This is a genomic window from Bradyrhizobium sp. CCBAU 45384 (genome assembly GCF_028128665.1).
In the GTDB taxonomy this organism is placed as follows: domain Bacteria; phylum Pseudomonadota; class Alphaproteobacteria; order Rhizobiales; family Xanthobacteraceae; genus Bradyrhizobium; species Bradyrhizobium manausense.
In genome coordinates this window covers 1-1,383 of sequence record NZ_LBIZ01000049.1, presented here as the reverse complement: position 1 = coordinate 1,383, position 1,383 = coordinate 1, and the positions used below count along the sequence as shown (strand labels likewise).

Annotated in this window: 2 protein-coding genes; one reads left to right on the top strand and one right to left on the bottom strand. The window is 59.0% G+C overall.

Annotated elements, in window-relative coordinates:
- The first annotated feature begins 67 nt into the window (after positions 1-67).
- Complete coding sequence (locus XH80_RS02975; RefSeq protein ID WP_271597266.1) at positions 68-316, top strand: DUF1648 domain-containing protein; 249 nt, start codon at positions 68-70, stop codon at positions 314-316.
- Between the two features lie 242 nt (positions 317-558).
- Here XH80_RS02975 and XH80_RS02970 read toward each other — a convergent pair.
- A partial coding sequence (locus XH80_RS02970; RefSeq protein ID WP_271597265.1) for a transposase occupies positions 559-1,383 on the bottom strand: 825 nt, incomplete at its 5' end.

The following is a 1,383-nucleotide window of genomic DNA, read 5'->3' as shown; positions in this document are numbered from 1 at the left end:
AACCTCCGGAGCATGGAAGGAATAAAGCTTCCAGCCGCGCTGGCGCTGCTGCTGCGAAAGGCAAAACATGTTACCCGCAGATTACGTTTTTGGCCTCGCTTTTGCGTTAGTCGTCATATTCAACGTCTATTTTGGACCCCGTATCAAGCGCGAACGCGTTGCAATGCAGTGGGGACGTAACGGCGAGCCAACATGGTACGCCCCAAAATGGTTGGCGATGTGGGGAATGATTGTCTTCATGGCGGCTGTTCGGCTGTTTATTTGGCTGGCCTCGACATATGCGCCGCAGCGTGTGCACGGTGTTGAATTAGGATAGTCATTTTCTCGGTGATCGCCGCGGGCTCCCACCTATTTGTTTTGGTGAAGGCGAGAGCGGCGCGCTGACGAAGTCGCGCAAGTCGGCTAAGGGTCTTGGTTGTGTGCAAACAGATAGTCGGCACGCGACCGTGGTCGCCAATCCTTGCAGACGGCCGAGGTTCTCGCCTCGGATCGTCCAATGACCGGCCAAAGTAGGAATCGCGACGCGGTATTGCGCTTTTGGACGCACTTCCCGGGCCTTCAGGCGGCGCGGATGGCTGCAATCAGGCTCGCTTTGCCGACGATGTTCATCACCCGTGTGAGGTTATAGGCGAGAACATGCAGCGCCATCTCAGCGGCGACATTCCGTAGGCGCTTCATCAGGAAGTGGGTCGCACCCATACGGGCTTTGATCGTGCCGAAGGGATGCTCGACGGTCTCGCGCCGCGTCCGCATGGCCTCGGGATTGGAATCGAGCCGTCTCTGGACCTCCTCGACCACATGCTCATGCTCCCAGCGCGTGATGCGACGCTCCTTGGACGGCGTACATTGGCTCTTGATTGCGCAGCCTTGGCATGCCGCCGTCGACCAGTAACGGCGCAGCGTCATTCCATGCTCGATGTTGGTGAAGTGATATGGCAGCAGCTGACCGGATGGGCAGCGGTAGACGTCCTCATCAGGCAGGTAGGCGAAGTCCTGTTTGCCGAACCGGCCCTCCGCCTTGGCATTCGACGTCATGGGCTTGGGCAAGGTGACTGCAACGCCAGCCTCTTCGCAGGCTAATATCTCCTCTCCGTCGAAGTAGCCACGGTCGGCGACCGCCTCGAGTTTGTCCGCTTCGAGCACTTCTTTGGCTTGCTTCGACATCCGAGCAAGCTGCCCTCGGTCGTTGCCGACGTTTATGACCTCGTGCGTAACAATCAGATGGTGTTCGGTGTCCACCGCGACCTGGACATTGTAGCCGACGACACCCGATCCGCGGCCGCTGGTGGCCATCGAACGGGCATCCGGATCGGTGAGCGATATCTGCTGATCCGGCGTGTTGCGCATCTGCGCATCAAGCACTTCAAGGCGGCTCATCTCCTG

What these genes read in the sequence shown, in the direction of transcription:
- XH80_RS02975 (WP_271597266.1), top strand. Translation starts at nt 68, where the DNA reads ATGTTACCCGCAGATTACGTTTTTGGCCTCGCTTTTGCGTTAGTCGTC.